The sequence below is a fragment of the Candidatus Limnocylindrales bacterium genome (assembly GCA_035559535.1).
GTDB lineage: Bacteria > Moduliflexota > Moduliflexia > Moduliflexales > JAUQPW01 > JAUQPW01.
In genome coordinates, this window is record DATMBG010000042.1 from 1 (window position 1) to 19,514 (window position 19,514).

Genomic DNA, 19,514 nt, shown 5'->3' on the forward strand with positions numbered 1-19,514 from the left:
CCGCCCCTACATACTCCCATACCCCCATACCCCCACACTCCCATACGTATTCTTCTTCACGATACTCCTGGAATAAAAGGAACCCGAAGTGGGTCGATACTTCGGGCGGGAGGTAAGGGAGGATCTATGAAGGGAATGCCGAGTTTTTGAGCTAAAAGTTTCAGGTAAAGATAAGGCTCAGTGTAAGAGGTGGAAGCCTCAATCTGAGAACCCTCATGCCATTCATTCCAGGCTTGAATGACGATATAATCCGGCCGGGCCGTCAATGCAGCAGCAATCTGATTTTCCCAGTTTAATCCACCGGCCCGGGGACTGGTTGGAGCCGGAGAATCCCCGGGTCGCCATTCATCGTCATTAAATCCCGGCATAATAGGAATCATGGCATCTTTCTTCCATTTACGAGAATCATTCACGGCGAATTGATCGACTTGAATTCGTTTACTCTGCTCCGCAGTAATCATGCCGTTAGGAGTCCAGTGGGTGAAGCAATCGACTCCGGTATTTGCCCATTCCTGGGTAATAGGACTTCCGAATACGGCATCTGGAATAAAGTAGAAATAGACTTGGGCTACCATGGCAATCACATAGATAGGCTCGTTAACCTGTGCTTTGACACCATCGACCAGTTCTTTAAATACGGCAGGAGTTAAGGCCACATCAAAGTAGGGAATAACAATGACCGGTCTTCCACCGAACCGGAGGTAGGCCCCATGACCTTTCCAAAGGTTAAGCATGGTGGCAATTCGGTTGGCAGCCTCCTGTGTGGTACCTCGAACAGAAGGTCTACGAGAAGGTTGAGGAGCAAAAATACCGGGATGAACTCCTTCACGGCGGATCCGATTTGCTATTTCTTCAACGGCATCATGTTTATGGGAAATGAGGGGTTGGGGTTTTCCATCTTTAATACCTCGAACCGAACCCAATGCCGTAAAATGATCTACAAAGGCGATCTTGAAATTCTCCTCATAGGCTACATCCAGGAGCTTGCTGGTTACATTCTGCTCGGTTACCCAATCGTTCATATACAGAAAAAATCCTTCGAGACCTGCTGCCTTGGCTGCACGAATTTGCCATCTGAGCACTTCCGGATCGGTACTGTCGTAAGGACCTATGTAAGGATAATCCCCTGGAGCTCCTATCCAGATATCCCTGCGCCAGCCTTCAGGTCCTTTGATTCGTCTTGGATCCTTACCTGGATAGGACCACTGGGCAAATCCACCACTCTCATTCCGAAAATAATGAAAGTAAAATGCAAAGACTTTCGGAATTTCGTATTTGGGAGGAGGCGTCGGGGGAGGTTTTGAATCATGGTTATCATCGCCATCAAAAAAGGGGATATGACTGCAGCTTGCTAAGGTACTTAAAATTCCTACCAGGAAGATTAAGATAATTTTCTTCATTTATCCATCCCCCATTCCCTTCCCAGTGGATGGGAGGGGAGTGTGGGGTATGGGGGTATGGGAGTGTGGAAGTGTAATACCCCCATACTCCCATACCCCCATACCCCACACTCCCCTCCCATACTTCCATTTAGGGTTATCCTGTCCCACAGACAGCGATCACTGGACAAAATTATAAAACCCCTACTAAGCTATTGTCCCCCAACATAAACCTATAAGCCCTGGGTTTCGAGGAGGATTTGCGCACCTCGACATTCTTACCTATGAGACTGTCTTCGATGCGGGCATTGATATCGGAAATGGTGCTATTTTCCAGCAAAATGCTATGCTCAATTTCACTGTTCTTGACGAGAACGTTATAATGAATGGAAGTAAAAGGCCCTATATAAGAATTAATAATTTTAGAATTCTCTCCAATAATAGCCGGACCTCGAATCGTGCTATTGATAATCTCAGCCCCCTTAGAAATCACCACCTTACCGTAAACTTCAGAGCTACTATCGATATAACCTTCATTTTTACTCTCAAAAGTATCTAAAACGATGCGATTCGCTTCCAGAAGGTCTTCTAATTTTCCCGTATCCTTCCACCAACCTTTAACCAGACAGGGATGAACCTCATACCCCTTATCGATGAGATATTGAATGGCATCGGTAATCTCGAGCTCATTGCGAAAACTCGGTTTGATCTGTTTAACGGCCTCGAAAATAGGGGGGTTAAACATATAAACCCCCACAAGGGCCAGATTACTTTTGGGGTGTTGAGGTTTCTCCACAAGCCTTACCACACGCCCATTTTCTAACTCTGCAACGCCAAACTGCTGGGGATTGGGGACCTCGGCCAGAAGAATCTGAGAACCAAAAGAAGGACGAGAACCGTTCTTCCTGAATTCATCCACCAGACTGGAGATTCCATCTTTAATCAGGTTATCTCCTAAATACATGACAAAACAATCGCCCTTAATAAATCTCTCGGAAATAAGAACTGCATGGGCCAGTCCTAAAGGAGCTTCTTGCTCGATATAGGTAATCTGTACCCCCCATTTAGAACCATCTCCCACCGCTGCTATAATTTCATTTTTTGTATCCCCTACTACGATACCGATATCCGTGATTCCGGCATCCCGAATAGCCTCTATCCCATAGAACAGGACCGGCTTATTGGCTACAGGAACCAACTGTTTCGCACTGGTGTGGGTAATAGGTCGTAGCCGGGTCCCCTTACCACCGCTGAGAATTAAACCTTTCATAGAAGGATAGAAAGTATGAGGGTGTGGGAGTATGGGAGTATAGGTAAATCTCCCACACTTCCACACTTCCACACCCCCATACCCCCATACTCCCACACCCTCATACTCCCACACTCCTTAAAATCTGAGTGATCCAATTCTTCCCAGATGTTTAAATTCTAAAGTTACAATAAATCGTCGATCTGAGGTAATGGTACCGGTCGCAATATCCTGTTGGGTAAATTCAGAAATGAGGTTCCAGCATTGACCATTATAAGCCAGTTGCAGCGTGTCTTCCACTCGATCCTGATCTTCTATATTGAATCGGGTCCGGTACTGGATACCCAACGTATTCCATAATTTAACCCCCGCTTGAAGATCTAAGAATTGGGTCTCATCTATCACAGAATTTGCAACCCGATCTACTACCAGATTTCGTCGCCATAGCACGGCCAGATTAAATTTATCCTTGTAGTTGGTGTAGAGATCCACACCGGATCCAACCAGGGCCTTGACATAGACATCATAGCTCGCCGTGAATTGAAGTCGATTCGAACTACCGGGAAAAACCTGGAGGGTTCCGATGATGTTGGAAAATCTAAAATCCGGTTGGGTAAAGTTAACGCTTTGTGAAAGTTGTAAAGAGACGAATTCTTTGGTTTCAAATTGAGGTTTCGATTCGGAATCCGAGGTGGAAGAGGGGGTTGCAGATGTTGTTGAAACTCCGGTCTCTTCCTCCTTAGGTTTGATTTTTCTTCTGGCCAGCAACCGATTTGTCAAAGCGTAGGTAAGCTGATTTTGTTGACTGATCCGATCGATGCTGTCAAAGCTGGGTAAATCGCTTTGATCGGTGTTTTGAATAAAATTGTAGGTGAGGGAAGGCTCGATTAAATGTTTAATCTTGGTAATGGATTTATCCTCACCCCGGTCAAAGATTCTATCAAATCTGGGACCATTCAAATCCAGACTGAAGCCAAACTGACCTCGATCGACCGGATTACTTTTACTATCCGGGTTTGCTGCCGTAACGATGTCATCGGTATAGAGGGTTTCCCGGTAATTCAATTTGGGCGTCAGAGTTAAGGCTCTTCCCAGAGTTTTAAGGGGTATCGAGATGGTAGGATTAATATCTAACCGGGAGAACTCCAGTTGGGTTTTATTATTGACATCCCGACGGATGGTGGAGAAAACCGTGTCTTGCTGAAAAAAGACCGGGGAATCGAAAAGTCTTTGATTAAAACTACTGAATCGTATCTCGGGTAATCGATAATCGGTTTGCTGGATGACACTGGATGGATCAACGTTTGCCGGTACAACATTTTCCAGACGATCAAAAAGAATTCTCACCAGATTATTTTGTCCAAAGCGTTTGGTGAAAGAAACATCCGACGTAAGGCTCTGCCGGGTCCGTTCATCCAGACTGTTATCGAAATCACGAAGAAAGGTTCGATCCGAGACCAAATTTACGTTAGCCAGGGTTTCAAAATCCAGGGGGAGGGTCTGACGATGACTGAATCGTAAATCACCTCTATCCGAATGCTCTACCCGATCCCTTATGACACGACCCAGGAAACTTCCCCGGGTATTCTCATTATAAATATAGCGGTAATCCAACTCCAGCTCATGACCCCGGATATCATAAAAGTTGTGGGTTAAAGAAAGGTCCTGGCCTTCATTGATGGCCCAAAAGAAGGTATTACCCAGATGAAAGCCCTTACTTCGACTGGACCCAATATCAGGAACCAGGAAGCCAGTCTGACGCTCTTCCTTGATAGGAAATATCAGATAAGGGGTAAACAAAATGGGAATACCCTGGATAAACAGCAAGATATTTCGGCCTATGAAGTAATCTCCTTTATGGATGGTGGCCTTGGAGCTTTTAAACTTCCAAAAAGGAAGAAAAGAACTACAGGCCGTAAAACTGCCACGATCGATTTTAAAGGATTTCTCGCCAATTTTCTCTATCCGCTCACCGGTAATATATTGATCTGGCTGAATTACGGCATCTCCTTTATAAACAATCCCCAATTCAGAATTAATGTTAAATTCAAGTCGTTCGGCCCGCAAGACATCACTTCCTTCTGAATAGACCACCTCTCCAATGGCCACCATATCTCCCGTCTCCTCATTTAGTTCGACCCGATCTGCTCGTAATCGGACATCTCGATACTTTATATCTACATCCCCTTCCATAATATAGAGGCCCGTTTCAACATCTTTCTCTAAAGATTCGGCGTTGATGGTTAAAGGTTCATTGGGTATAATTTTGAATCGATCCTGACGGGAGGTATTCGATGGGGTTGCAACCGAGCTGGTCTGGGCTGCAACGGAATGAAAGAACAGATCGTTTACAGTGAATACAACTAAAAAACTTAAAATCAAAATCCGCATCTATCTTATCCCTCACTTCACTCACGATTGGAAAATTAATCATTGGCAACCGATCGAACGAACCATTTGCCAGCTTTTTTTTCAAGGGCATAATGGATGTTCTTTAATTCTCCCTTTTTGGATTCCTCGACCACCAATACATCTGCCTGCTCACCGGTCACGTTTATATTTTTAACCTGATAGGAATAACCCGGAATACTTCGTTTAATCAAAGCATTCCAGACCGTCTCTTCGATCTCATTTTCACCAGACTTCGCCGCAGCCGAAGTAACTCCTGTTTTAGAGGTTGTTTTAGGAGTGGCCTCAGTGGCTGGCATAGATTTTAGACTCGCCTTAACATCCGATTTGGATGGTTTCTCAGGGATCGAGGGGGTTGATGGAGAGGGAGAGTTCGTTGCGGGTTGCGTAGAGGTACGGGTAGATTTGAGATCTGCCCGTGTCAGAGGGGAAGGACTGTCTCCGGTGGAAGATCTACGATCAGAAAATCCACTGTCGGAAAAAGATTCTGCCTTCCCATAACCAACAGGTTTTGTCAGTTCAAACGGGTTAGAATCTGGAGGAGTAGACCAATGGGTTTCCCTCCAGTAGGGATCATCCCGCGTGATCCAGGTTTCTAATCCTTCCTGCACCCGAAGGTTGTAGGCTTCTCTCTCTGCACTCCATCGATCGGGATAGGTACCTACCCTCACCCGGAAGAAATGACCCAGTCCAGGGACATAAATTTCTGAGATATAGGCCGGATACCCTCTTCTTTTCAATCGATCTTGCAGTTTTACAGCGTTATAGTGGGTTCGGTTCGCTGCGACCTGAATGGTATAATTCCCTCTAGGTACAGGGGCTAACCGCATACCCGGCGGTGGAACTTCATAATCGGGTTGCAAAGGCGGAGCGGTATAGATTTCAGGGGGTTCTCCCGGAGGGGATGGAGGCTGCCTGTAGGGTTGAGCAGGAGGCGGTACCAAAGGTTGAGGGGATCTCCCGTAAGACGATACCGGAGGTTCTGTAAAGGTCTCTGGAGGTCTTTCATAAACTGGTGGCGGAGGCACCGCAAAGGGAGGAGGACCTTCATAAGCCGGCCTTGGAGGCCCCGCAGAGGCCTGTGAAGGTTCCAACGACTGAGCAGAGGGAGGTGGTGCATAGGCCTGTGGAGATTCTGAATAAGAAGGGGCAGGACGGGGGTAAAAGTAGAAACTATCCATATCTGACATGGTTTTAGAACCGGAACGGAAGACCACCCGAGCCCTATAAAGTCCGGATTTAAAGAAAGGAGCTCCTGAAGCTAAAAAACTGATAGAATCGGCGGTTAAATTTGGATTCCTGGCCTTCAATTGCTCAATCCCATCGGGATCTATCACATACAGATCCACCCCGAGCGCCGGCGTACTCTTGTTAAAACGTAAGGTAACAAAATCCCCGGTATAAGCCGGATTGGGATAAATATCTGCAATGTGGATCTCCGGATTATATTCATAGTCTCCGCCGGTAATATTTTTGTAAACATCTACCTCTACCCGCTTAATAACAAAGGCATCACTTCCTGTCATGGCAATTTCAATGGGAAGTCGTCCATCCGGACCCACAAGACTTCCAGGATCTCGATTAATTCGATCTGATTGATATTTGTTGGAAGGGTAGCGAATCCTCCAGCTCTCATTTCGATTAGACGGCTCTGTTAAATCGCCATAGATCAGATCATCGGCAAATTGAAATACCTTCGGTTTCCAGGCATCTCCAACCCGTCGGGTTACCTGACCAATATTACGACCTCCTATGAGAATAGTTGGACCTACGTCGGGGTTACTACTTTCTGAATAACCGTCGATCCAAACTTCTAAGATATCCGATTTATCCAGTCTTCCAACCGGAACCGCATAACGAATGGCTCCACCTTCTAAATGATTGGAGCCTATATGAATCCAGCCGGTATCCTCTCGCCGCAAAACGTCCCCACTGATCCCAATTTGATCTCGGACCAAATCTATTTTAAAGGCTTTGACCCGCCACTCGGTGGGGTTTCCTCTCAGGGTGGTACTCTGCCAGTCTGCCAGGGCTTCCGGGAATCCTATCTGGAAGCCATCCTTCCATAGGTTTCCCATTCGTCCTGCTGACAAACCCGGGACAGATTCTAAACCTGTCGAAGGAACAAGCCTCAGGGATGGCCCTACCAGGATGAAACCTAACACTACACACCCTACCAAACTTAAATGCACCGATTTTTTCATAAAGCCTCCTTTTTCTGGGACGTTAGGTCAAAAACTCATGGCCTTAGAATCGAAGCTTAGTTAATGGTAATCACACTTCTCTAAAGGTATAAAACCGTATTCTTCTTATTCACCTTGATTGATAATGGCTTCCTTAAATTCCTTTCCTGGCTTAAATTTAATCGTTCTACCCTCGCTAATCGGAGCTTCCTCCCCGGTACGCGGATTACGGCCTGTTCTGGCTTTCCGTTTGCGAACCCTAAAAACCCCAAACCCTCTAAACTCCAGGCGCTCTTCATTTTTAAGAGCCTCCTTGAGGATGGTTAAAAGGGACTCCACCGCTTCACTGGCTTTGGTTTTTGTTAGTCCTGTTTCTTTGGCAACTCTATTGGCTATCTCTACCTTGGTCAAAACGACCTATCCTCCTTTCCTAAAAATAAAATGATCTCCTTTAACCTAAAATCTCTTTACCTGAATTTAAAATGAATCTTGAAAATCCCTTTAAAATCTAGGGTTTCCATGGTTAAGCATCAAGCGTGACTATAAATATAACATTCTTATTTATTTTGCAAGAAAAAAAGAAAGAATCCACCAGAAAAGTTTAAGGAAGAAGTTTGATTAGCCTGAAAACCTGTCACCCTGGAGATGGGAAGGTGACTCTGCAGAGCTACCCGACCCTTTCTCCCACATTTCCACGCCGATCAGGTATAACCTTTCGGAAGAGGAATCGGTCGGTCACCTTTACTCTTAGTGAATAGAGTATGGCTTATCAAATCGGGTATAAACCCGATTAAACGAAGCAATGGCGCTTCTGGAAGAGATACCCTAAGCTGGAAGTTACTACCCTGGGAAGGATTCCTGACTTGGGAATTTCCGTTAACACCCATAAAAAATGAGGAAAAAAGATGGAATCTTTTTTCCTCTGACCCGGTTAAGGATCTCTTTAAACGACTTAGCTTTTACCTCCGGCAATGGCAGGAATAATGGCTACTTCATCTCCATCATGAACCGGTGTATGTTCTCCTTCCATAAACCGAATATCGCGGTTATTGATATAAATATTCACAAACCGTTTAAGGGTCCCATCCGGGTTGTAGAGCTTTTCTTTCATCCCCGGATATTGTTTCTCCAGGTTCTCAAAAACCTCCCGGATATTTCCTCCTGAGGCTTGTATCTCATCCTTATTTCCTGTTAATTTTCGTAAAGGGGTTGGAATACGTACCTGAACAGGCATACTACCCTGCTGGTATGGGAGTATGGACGTGTGGGCGTGTGGAAGTATGGAGGTATATAATAAATACTTTACTTTCCATACTCCCATACTCCCGCACTTCCACACGCCCACACACTTATACTCTCTTCTCTCTAAGCATGGGCCATGCTGCAAACAGCCCCGGTGGCAACAAATTCATCGTAGTCTATAAACTCTTTGATTTCCGGATTTTTTCCGCAAACCGCGCAATTGGGATCACGACGGATCTCCAATTCACGAAACTCCATATTCAAGGCATCATACAGGATTAATTTTCCCATCATGGTAGAACCGATACCGAGAAGAAGTTTGAGGGCATCGGTAGCCTGTAACAAACCAATAACCCCGGGTAACACGCCCAGGACTCCGGCCTCGTCTCAGGTTGGGGCTAACTCTGCCGGAGTGGGTATGGGATAGAGACATCGATAGCAAGGCCCTTTACCCGGAATAAAGGTCGTAGCCTGCCCTTCAAATCGAAAAATACTCCCATAAATATTGGGTTTACCATAAAAGACACAGGCATCATTGACCAGGTATCGGGTCTTAAAATTATCACTTCCGTCGATGATCACATCGTAGTCCTTAATAATATCAATATTATTCACCGAAAGCCTCTCGGCATAAGGAATGACGGTAATCCCCGGATTGAGTCTTTTGAGCGTATCTTGGGCAGATTCTACTTTGCTCTTACCTAACCACTCGGTATTATGCAGGATTTGCCGTTGCAAATTCGATTCGTCTACCACATCTGAATCTACAATCCCCAGAGTTCCTACACCGGCTGCAGCCAGATAATAAGCCGCAGGAGAGCCCAGCCCACCCGCTCCAATTAATAGAACTTTGCTTTCTAAAAGCTTGATTTGTCCTTTTTCTCCAACTTCTGGAATAAGAATCTGACGACTATAACGGGCCCGTTGTTCAGGAGTTAAGAACTTTGGTTTTACCACTTTATACTGGGCATTTTTCCAGGCATTAAAACCTCCCACCATGGATTGTACATTTTTATAGCCCATGTCTTTCAAGGTTTTGGTGGCTAAGGCAGATCGAACTCCGCCTGCACAATAAACGACGATGGGAGTATCCTTATCTGGAACTGCATTTTCGATCCTTAATTCCAGAAAACCCCTTGGAATAAATACCGCATTTTCAATGGCCCCTTCATCAAACTCTTCCTTTTCTCGCACATCTACGAGAACAAGCTTATCCCCTTTTTGAAGTCGCTCATGAACTTCGTGGGGTGTCACCTCCGATATTTCCTTTTTTACCTGTTGTAGCAGTTGATCCTTGGTTAAACTCATACGACCAGAAGCAAGAGGTAAGAAACAAGAAATTTTATTTCTTGCCCCTTGTTTACTGTTTAATCTTTAACTTGAAAAGCTTCCTCCTTAAAATCCTTTATCCTTTCATCCCATATAAAAATTCGGGCATTTTTTACTTTTCCTCCATAAACCGAAACGACCATATGAAAGGCATCAGGATACATAGGTTCTCCCCACTCTCCGGAGAGAGCCATATATTTATCTTCCTGAGAAAAATAAGCTTCGTGTTCAGGATGAGAATGATAGAACCCCTTAATTTCTTCCTTTTGCTCTTCGGCTTGTTGAAAAACCCGCATCATCTCCTGAGGCTCCATATAATAAGCAATTCGGGCGTCACGCTTGTATTTATTCGGATCTTTCCGGTGCAGCTCATTTTGAATATTTGTGATCCGATAAACCCTCCAGATGTCCTGATCCTTAGGACCTGTTATAATACCACAACATTCCTCGGGGTAGGTTGCTTCGGCATGTTGATAAATTTCCTCCAATTTAGATCTCTGAATATATATCATAATCGGTCTTCTGTACTGAGATACCTTTCTCCACTATCTGGCAAAATAGTTACAATCACCCCCTGGGTAAGCTGCCGACCTACCTCCATAACCCCAACTAAAGCGGCCCCTGCCGAGTGGCCTATTAAAAGTCCCTCTTCCCGGGCCATCCTGTGGGCCATCTCATAGGCATCATTGGTATTCACGTTGATTTTCATGTCGGCAAACTTTTCATCGTAAATTCCAGGAACAATAGAAGTAGCCATATGCTTTAACCCTTCGATCCCATGCAAAGGCTCACCGGGTTCTACAGCAATGATTTGAATGTTGGGATTGTACTCCCGCAGTCGCTTTCCCGTTCCCATGAGAGTTCCACTGGTTCCCAGAGCTGCTACAAAGTGGGTAATACGACCTTTGGTTTGGTTGAAGATTTCTACCCCCGTGGTTTCATAATGGGCTTTGACATTGGCAGGATTATTATACTGATCTGGCATGAAATACTTACCAGGATTTTCATAGTAAATTTTACGGGCTAATCGAATAGCCCCATCAGAACCTTCAAAAGGACTTGAAAAATGAATTTTAGCCCCGTAAGCCCTTAAAATCTTTTTTCTTTCCTCGCTGGCATTCTCAGGAAGGACAATTTCAACCCGGTACCCGGTTACACTGCCAATCATAGCCAGGGCAATACCGGTATTACCCGAGGTCGGCTCCAAAATAATTTTATCCTTGGTTAACCTGCCGGATCTTTCCCCTTCCCGTAACATCATCAAGGCAGCCCGATCCTTGACAGAACCACCCGGATTGAACCATTCTGCCTTGGCATAAACCTCTACCCCTCCTAACTCCTGGCTTAAACTTTCAATCTTTATCAAAGGGGTATTACCAATCTGACTCAGTATGGACCCAGATCGAAGACTCCCTTCAACAGTTCTATTCGGCCTCGGGGCTTTTACATTACTATCTAAGGTGGCTACCATCATCTCTCTACTCCTTGTTTGAATGAAAATGGCTCAACTTTTTGAGTCTGCTTCAAAATGTTCGTCGGTTTCTTGAGACAACAAAAAATAAAAATACCTGACTCTTTTGTCAAGATTCAGAATTTAATATATTCTGCGCTTTAAGTTTTGACAAGGGGAATTTTCCGTTTCCAAACCTTTCTCCTCCACTTTTAGAGAAGAAATAAAACAGACTTCAAGCTATTTCCCCTTATACCGACTTTATAGTGAAATTCGACCCAAGCATAGGGCACGTTGTAGCGTGCCCTACCAGATAGGGATAATTTCAACATGAATCTGGTATAACTTTTTCCTGAGCCTGAAAGTTAGAGCCCCTCTTCCGTCCTGCTGCTTTCAAATGAAGAACCTTTCTATATTTCATAGGGCCCTCCAATAGTCCCTAAGCAGGGATAGGCGGGAAACCGATCTTCGGGGGATTAGAAAAGTAGCATGGGGGTATAGCCTCCCGACAAAGCTATTGACAAGCCGGGGAAGTCACTCTAGAATTTACTAAGATTTTGAGAGGCTTTTCCATGGATAAGGAGGAGGACCGTTTTATTTGTTCATCGTAAGAGTGGAGAGGAATGAGCCAGCTTAAGAAGGTGATCATGTATACCGATGGGGGATGCCTGAAAAATCCCGGTCCGGGAGGTTATGGGGTGGTCTTGCTTAACGGAGATCACAGAAAAGAATTGTCCGGTGGATTTCGACGGACAACGAATAACCGTATGGAAATCATGGCGGCCATCGCCGGTCTTCAGGCCCTTAAGACCCAATGCGAGGTAACCCTTTATACCGATTCGCAATACCTGGTTAACGCCATGACGAAAGGATGGGTGAAACGATGGCAGGCAAACGGTTGGATGAGAAACAGGGAGGAGAAGGCTCTCAACTCTGATTTATGGGAGCAACTGCTCCGATTATGCCAACAGCACAAAGTTGAGTTTGTATGGATTCGAGGGCATGCGGGTAATTCGGAAAATGAGCGCTGCGATCAACTGGCTAAACAAGCCGCCCGGCAGAAAGATTTACCTGCTGACCTAGTTTATGAGAGTCAGGAAGGACAGAGATGACCCTAGTAAGGGCTTTAAGTAAAAGCTTTTAAATTTCAAAAGATATCTTAACGTTCCAACCAAATTGTTTGTAGAGGAGAACCCTAACATGAAACAATTCCTTAGACGACTGGTGAGGAAGCGGCGTGCTTTTTCTCATATCTGGAGGAAAATCCGACAACCGGTTATCATTGCCATTGGAGCCATTATAGCTGCCTTTGGCTATAGCCTTTTTCAGGTACCCTTCAACCTTGCAGCAGGTGGGATCAGCGGAATCGGCATTATCATCAATCACTTTACCGGCTGGCCGGTAGGCGTTCTGTATTTAATCATGAACATTCCTCTCTTGACCCTGGGTTACTTCTATTTAGGGCGCTGGCAGTTCTTGATTTACACCATGCTGGCCGTTTTTATCTTTTCCATGGCAACGGATCTATTCATTGCCTTCTTTCCTGTGATCCTGACCCAGTATCCCATTACTACCGACATACTGCTGAGCACGGTCTATGCCGGATTGGTTTCCGGTATTGGAGTAGGGATTATTTATCGGGCAGGGGGGACGATTGGGGGTACAGGGATCGTGGGCCGTATCCTCCAGCAGAAGACCGGGATTCCCCTGAGCCAGATATATCTATATACCGACGGGATCATTATCCTGGCTGCAGGATTTGTATTTGGCTGGGAAACTGCCTTACATGCTCTCTTGACCCTGTTTCTGAATGGATTGGCCTCCGATTTCGCCCTGGAAGGACCCAGTACCGTCCGTACGGTGGTTATTGTCACGGATCGTCCCGAGGAATTAACCAAAGCCCTGATGGAAGGGTTACATCGGGGGGTTACTCACTGGCAGGTGATCGGGGGTTATACCCATCAACCCCATTTTATTGTCTGGTGTGCCGTATACCGTCCGCAGGTTATTGAAATGAAACGAATTGTAGCATCGGTGGATCCTAAAGCCTTTGTGGTAATTGGCAATGCTCACCAGGCCCTGGGATCCGGTTTTATTCCGCTGAAACGTTGATCGTTCCGAAACTTCCAGAAAATCCAGGCGGCAGTCTTGAGAGAAACTCACAGATAAAAGTTTAGTGCCTTTATATCAGATTTCCTTCAAAAATTTTTTACACCCCCTCAATTTTAAAAGTAAGTGAAAAATTTTAAAAGAAAAAACTCGAAAATATTTTATATTCTTATTTCTCGGCTTCATGATTCTTTTAATGATCCGGTAACTCATTTATTCAAAGTTGAAAGTTCATCCCGGAGAATTTAATATATAAACTTGGAAAGCCCAAAAGCCATCCCTGGGATGGGTTCTGATCAGGAGATTAACCAAGGAGGTGTATCGACGATGTTAGGATTAACCAAGTGGAATCCCTTTAATGAAATCTTCACCATTCAAAACGAACTGGACAATCTCTTTGATAGAATTTGGGGTGATACCGTGAGAAGCAGGTTTGTAACAGGTCTGAGTCCCTGGAGTTACCGGAGTGGTCACTGGTACCCTGCCATGGAATGTTTCGTTAAAGGCGAGGAATTGGTGGTACGGGCGGTATTGCCCGGCATAGATCCGAAAGAAGTTGATATATCCGTATTGGGAAATCAACTGATCCTCAAAGGCGAACGTAAACCCCTGGAAGGGATGAAGAGTGAAGATTATTATTTTAGCGAAATTCCCTATGGAAAGTTTGAACGAACCATTACCCTTCCGAGAAAAGTAGATGCGGAACAGATCCATGCAAAATATAAAGATGGGGTTTTGGAAATTACCTTACCGGCTTCCGATATTGTTCCTAAAAAGGTTCCTGTGATGGTTGAGACCGGTGAAAAAGCCTTGAATGCCTGATTAACCTAATTAAATTGAAAACCCATCCCCGGGATGGCCTTCTCAACAAGCCCTTCCTCAAGAAGCTTCTCCCCTCTGCCTCCACCAGGAGGGGAGGAGCTTTTTTATTATCCCGGCTTCCTTTTACCCACTCCGGTAAACTTACAACCGGTGTATCCGTATCAATTTAGTAGGTGGAAAAAGAAACACCCCTCTGGCCCCCCTGCAGGGGGGGACCGACCTCGACCTGGGGTGGCTGCTGCTGAAGTTCCCCCCTGCAGGGGGGCCAGAGGGGTGTTCAGACAGAAAAAGTGCCACCTTCTAAATTGTTATAGTCACCACAACCGGTAAAAAAGTTGACATGGGATCAAAGGGGTGATTAAAATATCCATAGATCTGGTTACAATACTGACTTTATATTGAAATTCAAGTTGAGTGCAAAGGCACGTAAGCAACATACCCTTACCGTCCAGGAATAATTTCAAAATGAAGTGGGGATAGGGTATGATCCCACTATTTACCGGCGAGATAAATTCGCTCACCATATATCCTTATCAGGAGGTAACAGGATGCGTTATTTGACGGGTTTAATTTTTCTGTTTTTTACGTTGTTTGGAGAAGTCTGGGCCTTAGAGGCCGGAAAAGTAGACATTACTCTATGGCCCGTCCCCTGGAAGAATACACGACCCCGGGATCCTTATGTAGACCAGCAAAATCGAGTTTGGTTTGTTGGACAGGCAGGGGATTACATTGCTTATCTCGATCCAGAGAGCTCTCAATTCAAGCGATATGATCTGGAATCGGGCACCGGTCCGCACAATTTGATTGTGGATGCCAAGGGATATGTATGGTACGCAGGTAATTTAAAAGCCTACATCGGAAAATTAGATCCCAAGACCGGAAAAGTTGCCCAATATGCGATGCCCAATCCTGCTGCACGAGATCCCCATACCCTGGTCTTTGATCAAAAAGGCGATATCTGGTTTACAGTCCAGGGAGGAAATTTTGTTGGAAAACTCTCCACTCAGACCGGTGAGATTCAGCTAATTTCCGTCCCAACTCCCCAGGCACGGCCCTATGGAATCATCATTGACTCAAAAAATCGTCCCTGGATTTGTGAATTTGGGAGTAACAAACTGGCCACCGTAGATCCCAATACCTTGAAACTCCAGGAGATCTCCCTACCCCGTGAATCGGCCCGACCCCGTCGGATCGTTGCAACTTCCGATGATAAGATCTGGTATGTAGACTATGCAGAAGGTTTTTTAGGGCAGTATGATCCGACTACCGGTAAATTCAACGAATGGCCGCTGCCGGCAGGAACTGATTCCAGGCCTTATGGGATGGCTGTAGACGATCAGGATCGTATTTGGATCGTTGAGACCGGCCCTCAACCCAACCGATTTGTAGGCTTCGACCCAAAGACCCATCAGTTCTTCAGTGTTACGGAAATCGAAAATGCAAGGGGATCGGTACGTCATATGTTCTTCCATAAGCCCTCTCAAACGGTCTGGTTTGGAACGGATAGCAACTATATCGGACGAGCCCGACTTCATTAATCCTTCATAACAATGGGAAGGCGTTTAATCTGGCTTATTTTATCCGGTAGTTTTGGGGTCATCCTGGTATTATCCCATCTTCTGAAAACAACCCTGGCCTATCCCGAACATCCTCCCTTGGCTCACACCGGAGGCTTTGGCGAACCGACCTGTCAACAATGTCATTTTGATCAAACCCTCAATGATCCTGAGGGGTCTTTAACTCTGGAAGGCTTACCCGAGACCTATACCGCCGGTACCCGGTATCGATTAACGGTTAGCCTAAAGAGGTCGAATATGCGTAAAGGCGGTTTCCAATTGGCAGTTCGCTTTAAAACAGGAAAGCAGGCAGGCTCCTTACGAGCCGTGGATGAACGGGTGGAGTTGGTTCAAGAGGCCCCTTCTGAGATTCAATATGCTCAGCATACCAGGGCCGGAACTTCTCTGGTATCTTCAGATATGGCAAGATGGACTGTGGAATGGATGGCCCCCACAACAGGCAAGGAGGTCGTAATATGTAATGTGGTTGCCAATGCTGCAAACGATGATGCCTCTCAGTTCGGTGACTACATTTATGTAAGAGATTTTCTCAGCAAAGCACGGTAGGTTAAACGTCCCGTTTGACACTATCCTGGAAATTCTAAAGCCCGTTGAAGAGCTCTAAGATTTATCGGCTTGGTAAAGTGATGGTCAAAGCCGGCTTCTCGGGCTCGTTGTGGGTCTTCTTTTTGTCCATAGCCTGTCAAGGCGATCAATACTACCTGAGAGAGCTGAGGTTCCTGTCGAAATCGTCGGGCTACTTCGTAGCCGTTTATTCCCGGTAGATCAATATCCAGTAACACAACTTCCGGTCGATAAGAGGTCGCCAACTCAATGGCCGTTGGGCCATCCTGGGCGATCTGGACCTCATGGCCCCATAACTTCAAGAGCTTACCCAAACTAACCGCCGCGTCGGTATTGTCGTCTACCACCAGGATGCGTCGATGGGGAGGGTTCTTGCCCCCGGAGGCAGGTTGAAATTTTTTCCAGGGGGTTTCTGGCGAAACCGACAAAAGGGGTAGTTGGACAACAAATTCACTTCCCTGGCCCGGGCCTGCGCTGTAAGCAGAGATCTTTCCACCGTGCAGTTCTACCAGACTCCGTACCAGCGTAAGTCCTATTCCCAGACCTCCCCGTAATCGATCTTGAGAGCCATTCACCTGCGTGAAGAGATCAAAAATACGATCCACCATCTCTGGAGGAATGCCTATTCCGGTATCTCGCACCCGAAGTACGGCCTTTTCTCCTTCTCGATAAACCGTCAGCCAGATCTGACCCCCGGGATCTGTATATTTGGCGGCATTATTTAACAGGTTGACCAGAACCTGCTCCAACCGAACAGGATCGGCTTCTAGATACAAAGGTTCTGAAGGTAAAGAAACCGATACCTTATGTTTACGGGCTTCGATAAAAGGACGGCTGGTATCCAAGGCATGAGTGACAACCGTGGTCAGGTCCAGAAGTTCCTTACATAACTCGATTTTCCCACAGGTGATTCGGGAAATATCCAGCAGATCTTCAACCAATCGGTTCATGTGCCGAAGCTGTCGTTCCACCACTTCTACAGGCCACCTGAGATCTGGGTTATGGGTATTTTCCAGACGCAATATTTGAACAGCATTCAAGCTAGAGGTAAGAGGGTTGCGTAGCTCATGGGCGAGCATGGCCAGAAAGGTATTTTTGCGTTTATCGGCTTCTGCCAGTTCTGCCACCCGCTGTTTAAGCTCTTTCTCTAATCGCCTCCGGGTCTCAGTAAGGGAACTGATCAAAAGAGCTACGAGCACAAATACACTAAGCTCCAGCATATCATCTAATCCAAAAGTCAGGGAGTGGGTTGGAGGCATAAAAAAATAGTCGATCATCCAAGCAGATAGAAAGGTTGCCCATAATCCCGGTCCCAGGCCTCCATACCAGCTACTAATGGTCACAGCCGCAAAAAACAATGGATCGGCGCTTGGTTCAATCAGTGGCCATAACCCATAAGTTAACAACAGAGCCAGAATCACAACTGATATAGCCATTCCATAACGTAACCAGATGGGGTTTGTTGTTTCCGGCATATCTTCCCTCCTACTCTAGGAACAGATACCGACAAAATAATATCTTTATCATACGTCGACCGATCGGGAAGTACAAGAAATTTTTCTGGGAAGTTCGAGGACGAGAACTTCAACAAACCATAGAGTAATTTTATTAAATAATGTAATTTATTCTATAAGGATTTTATATTTCGGTAAGATAAGTAAGGGTTACCCGTTTATGCCGGTTAATTTACTGCGAAGTATGGTACCTGGAAAAGCCTTTATTCTAAATTGCAGGAATCCCACCGCGATATGGGTTGAGCCTCTGCCCTGTCTCGGGGGGTGGAGGTCGGATCATGTCATCTAAGCTTCAACAGGATAAAATGGAGGATTCTTTTACCTCCGATGAGCTTCGGGAAGCATGGCCTCTGCTTTTAACGGTAGATCGTGTGGAGTTTTTTAAACAGCTGCCTCAGGAAGATGCCGAGGAGTTCTTCTTCAGTTTGCAGGCCAGAGAACAGTTAGAGCTTTTATTGGCCCTTAAGCCGACAGAACGCCGGACCTGGATGCGATTGCTGGAACCGGATGATGCAGCGGATGTGATTCAAGAAGCCCCTCCCGAGGAAAGAGAGGGCCTTCTTGCCCTTCTCGATGATACCACCCGCAAGGAAGTGTCTGCGCTTCTTGCCTATGCCGAGGATGAAGCCGGTGGATTGATGAATCCCCGTTATGCCAGAGTCCGTCCGGATATGACCGTGGATGAGGCCATCAGTTACCTGCGAAAGCAAGCGCGGGAACGGGTTGAGACCATTTATTATGCTTATGTATTGGATGCCCAACAGCATTTGCTGGGAGTCGTATCGTTTCGTGAGCTTTTCTCAGCCCAGGGGAATAAAAAAATTCGGGATGTGATGCGCACCGATGTGATCTCTGTACCCGAGGATATGGATCAGGAAGCGGTAAGTCGTTTATTGGCCCAGTATGACCTGATGGCTATTCCGGTTGTGGATGGTGAAGGACGTATGAAGGGGATTGTAACTGTGGATGACATTGTAGACGTCGTTCAGGAGGTGGCCACAGAAGATATTCAAAAAATCGGTGGTATGGAGGCCCTGGATGCTCCCTATCTAAGGATTGAGTTCTGGCGTATGATCAAGAAGCGGGCCGGCTGGCTTTCCGCTCTTTTCCTGGGTGAGATGCTGACCGCTACGGCCATGAGTTACTATGAGCAGGAAATTGCACGGGCCGTTGTACTGGCTCTTTTCATCCCGCTGATTATCAGCAGTGGGGGAAATTCAGGCTCCCAGGCCTCTACTCTGGTGATTCGGGCTATGGCCCTGGAAGAGATCCGACTACGGGATTGGTGGCGAGTACTTTTTCGGGAGTTTTTGGCAGGGATCGCCTTGGGGGTTATTTTAGGAACCATCGGTCTCATGCGTATTCTCCTGTGGCCGTCTAAACAAACCATCTACGGAGAACATTACCTCATGGTTGGCCTTACCGTTGCCTGTAGCCTGATCGGTGTGGTAACCTTTGGAACCCTCGCCGGTTCTGCACTTCCCTTCATCCTCAGACGATTGGGATTTGACCCGGCCAGTGCCTCCGCTCCGTTTGTGGCAACCCTGGTCGATGTTTCCGGACTCGTTATCTATTTCACTATCGCCAGTCTCATATTAAAAGGAACCCTGCTGTAAGCCTCCGAAACTTTCTTTATCTAAAAGAGCAGAATAAAGCTAACGACGAATCCTTCAAGTTTTTTCCTTGA

The 19,514-nt window shown here is 46.0% G+C and carries 16 protein-coding genes; 6 read left to right on the forward strand and 10 right to left on the reverse strand.

Translation table 11 applies throughout. From position 1 onward, the window contains the following. Positions 1-56: 56 nt before the first annotated feature. The 9 genes from VNM22_14965 to VNM22_15005 all read right to left on the reverse strand — a co-directional run bounded on the left by VNM22_14965 (position 57) and on the right by VNM22_15005 (position 11,265). Positions 57-1,400, reverse strand: a complete 1,344-nt coding sequence (locus VNM22_14965; GenBank protein ID HWP48464.1) for a hypothetical protein — start codon at positions 1,398-1,400, stop codon at positions 57-59. Between the two features lie 172 nt (positions 1,401-1,572). Then, positions 1,573-2,745 carry a glucose-1-phosphate thymidylyltransferase gene (locus VNM22_14970; GenBank protein HWP48465.1) on the reverse strand — a complete coding sequence of 391 codons (1,173 nt, stop codon included), beginning with the start codon at positions 2,743-2,745 and terminating at the stop codon, positions 1,573-1,575. 21 nt (positions 2,746-2,766) lie between these two features. Then, positions 2,767-5,019: an LPS assembly protein LptD gene (lptD, locus tag VNM22_14975; GenBank protein ID HWP48466.1), complete on the reverse strand. Its 2,253-nt coding sequence runs from the start codon at positions 5,017-5,019 to the stop codon at positions 2,767-2,769. A gap of 35 nt (positions 5,020-5,054) precedes the next feature. Next, positions 5,055-7,241, reverse strand: a complete 2,187-nt coding sequence (locus VNM22_14980; GenBank protein HWP48467.1) for an SPOR domain-containing protein — start codon at positions 7,239-7,241, stop codon at positions 5,055-5,057. 105 nt (positions 7,242-7,346) lie between these two features. Then, positions 7,347-7,631, reverse strand: coding sequence for an HU family DNA-binding protein (locus VNM22_14985; GenBank protein ID HWP48468.1), 285 nt, complete (start codon positions 7,629-7,631; stop codon positions 7,347-7,349). A gap of 541 nt (positions 7,632-8,172) precedes the next feature. Further along, positions 8,173-8,454 carry a MoaD/ThiS family protein gene (locus VNM22_14990; protein HWP48469.1) on the reverse strand — a complete coding sequence of 94 codons (282 nt, stop codon included), beginning with the start codon at positions 8,452-8,454 and terminating at the stop codon, positions 8,173-8,175. Positions 8,455-8,585: 131 nt separating this feature from the next. Then, entirely contained in the window at positions 8,586-9,770 is a 1,185-nt protein-coding gene (moeB, locus tag VNM22_14995) for a molybdopterin-synthase adenylyltransferase MoeB (protein HWP48470.1), read from the reverse strand. A gap of 59 nt (positions 9,771-9,829) precedes the next feature. After that, entirely contained in the window at positions 9,830-10,303 is a 474-nt protein-coding gene (locus VNM22_15000; GenBank protein ID HWP48471.1) for a M67 family metallopeptidase, read from the reverse strand. Further along, a complete protein-coding gene (locus VNM22_15005) occupies positions 10,300-11,265 on the reverse strand; it encodes a cysteine synthase family protein (protein HWP48472.1) in 966 nt (321 codons plus the stop codon). The genes VNM22_15000 and VNM22_15005 overlap by 4 nt, the downstream gene beginning before the upstream one ends. Positions 11,266-11,864: 599 nt before the next feature. Here VNM22_15005 and rnhA point away from each other — a divergent pair. The 5 genes from rnhA to VNM22_15030 all read left to right on the forward strand — a co-directional run bounded on the left by rnhA (position 11,865) and on the right by VNM22_15030 (position 16,295). Further along, positions 11,865-12,353, forward strand: coding sequence for a ribonuclease HI (gene rnhA, locus VNM22_15010; GenBank protein ID HWP48473.1), 489 nt, complete (start codon positions 11,865-11,867; stop codon positions 12,351-12,353). An 88-nt stretch (positions 12,354-12,441) separates the two neighbouring features. Then, on the forward strand, positions 12,442-13,353 hold the full coding sequence (locus VNM22_15015) for a YitT family protein (protein HWP48474.1): 912 nt from the start codon (positions 12,442-12,444) through the stop codon (positions 13,351-13,353). Between the two features lie 324 nt (positions 13,354-13,677). Next, positions 13,678-14,172 carry an Hsp20/alpha crystallin family protein gene (locus VNM22_15020; protein HWP48475.1) on the forward strand — a complete coding sequence of 165 codons (495 nt, stop codon included), beginning with the start codon at positions 13,678-13,680 and terminating at the stop codon, positions 14,170-14,172. A gap of 548 nt (positions 14,173-14,720) precedes the next feature. After that, positions 14,721-15,710, forward strand: a complete 990-nt coding sequence (locus VNM22_15025) for a hypothetical protein (GenBank protein HWP48476.1) — start codon at positions 14,721-14,723, stop codon at positions 15,708-15,710. Positions 15,711-15,722: 12 nt separating this feature from the next. Next, positions 15,723-16,295 carry a choice-of-anchor V domain-containing protein gene (locus VNM22_15030; GenBank protein ID HWP48477.1) on the forward strand — a complete coding sequence of 191 codons (573 nt, stop codon included), beginning with the start codon at positions 15,723-15,725 and terminating at the stop codon, positions 16,293-16,295. A 20-nt stretch (positions 16,296-16,315) separates the two neighbouring features. On the opposite strand, the gene VNM22_15035 is transcribed toward VNM22_15030, so the two are convergent. Then, entirely contained in the window at positions 16,316-17,788 is a 1,473-nt protein-coding gene (locus tag VNM22_15035) for an ATP-binding protein (protein HWP48478.1), read from the reverse strand. 317 nt (positions 17,789-18,105) lie between these two features. Here VNM22_15035 and mgtE point away from each other — a divergent pair, with 317 nt between their 5' ends. Further along, positions 18,106-19,443 carry a magnesium transporter gene (mgtE, locus tag VNM22_15040; GenBank protein ID HWP48479.1) on the forward strand — a complete coding sequence of 446 codons (1,338 nt, stop codon included), beginning with the start codon at positions 18,106-18,108 and terminating at the stop codon, positions 19,441-19,443. The last annotated feature ends 71 nt before the right edge of the window (positions 19,444-19,514 follow it).

Bases quoted from the DNA above. Each gene is read 5' to 3' on its own strand.
- VNM22_14980 (HWP48467.1), bottom strand. From the start codon at position 7,241: ATGAAAAAATCGGTGCATTTAAGTTTGGTAGGGTGTGTAGTGTTAGGT.
- VNM22_15035 (HWP48478.1), bottom strand. From the start codon at position 17,788: ATGCCGGAAACAACAAACCCCATCTGGTTACGTTATGGAATGGCTATA.
- lptD (HWP48466.1), bottom strand. From the start codon at position 5,019: ATGCGGATTTTGATTTTAAGTTTTTTAGTTGTATTCACTGTAAACGAT.
- VNM22_15000 (HWP48471.1), bottom strand. From the start codon at position 10,303: ATGATATATATTCAGAGATCTAAATTGGAGGAAATTTATCAACATGCC.
- mgtE (HWP48479.1), top strand. From the start codon at position 18,106: ATGTCATCTAAGCTTCAACAGGATAAAATGGAGGATTCTTTTACCTCC.
- VNM22_15015 (HWP48474.1), top strand. From the start codon at position 12,442: ATGAAACAATTCCTTAGACGACTGGTGAGGAAGCGGCGTGCTTTTTCT.
- VNM22_15025 (HWP48476.1), top strand. From the start codon at position 14,721: ATGCGTTATTTGACGGGTTTAATTTTTCTGTTTTTTACGTTGTTTGGA.
- VNM22_14990 (HWP48469.1), bottom strand. From the start codon at position 8,454: ATGCCTGTTCAGGTACGTATTCCAACCCCTTTACGAAAATTAACAGGA.
- rnhA (HWP48473.1), top strand. From the start codon at position 11,865: ATGAGCCAGCTTAAGAAGGTGATCATGTATACCGATGGGGGATGCCTG.
- VNM22_14965 (HWP48464.1), bottom strand. From the start codon at position 1,400: ATGAAGAAAATTATCTTAATCTTCCTGGTAGGAATTTTAAGTACCTTA.
- VNM22_15005 (HWP48472.1), bottom strand. From the start codon at position 11,265: ATGATGGTAGCCACCTTAGATAGTAATGTAAAAGCCCCGAGGCCGAAT.
- VNM22_15020 (HWP48475.1), top strand. From the start codon at position 13,678: ATGTTAGGATTAACCAAGTGGAATCCCTTTAATGAAATCTTCACCATT.
- VNM22_15030 (HWP48477.1), top strand. From the start codon at position 15,723: ATGGGAAGGCGTTTAATCTGGCTTATTTTATCCGGTAGTTTTGGGGTC.